Annotated in this window: 1 pseudogene; it reads left to right on the plus strand. The window is 66.5% G+C overall.

The features are described 5' to 3' along the window. Nucleotides 1–152 (plus strand): annotated as a pseudogene (locus ACZYOF_RS44950) (transposase); the annotation flags it as partial. Nucleotides 153–251 lie beyond the last annotated feature (99 nt).

A 251-nucleotide genomic window follows, 5' to 3' on the forward strand; every position in this document is an offset into this window, starting at 1 on the left:
GCGAGAGCGCCGAGGCCTGGCGCACGGTGCTCGGCGATCTCATCAAGCGTGGGCTCAGGCGTCCCGAGTTCCTGATCGTCGATGGCGCGCCGGGGCTCGACAAAGCCATTGCCGCCGTCTGGGACGGTGAGCGTCACGAGAGGATCGCCGTGCCCGGCCTTGACTTGCGCGGAATGCTTTGGATTGCCCGATCGGGGTGATTGACGCTGCCGCTGGGCGATGATTGGGTGCTCCCCTCTGAAGGGACCTCT

It is taken from the genome of Bradyrhizobium sp. LeoA1Lang (genome assembly GCF_055413685.1).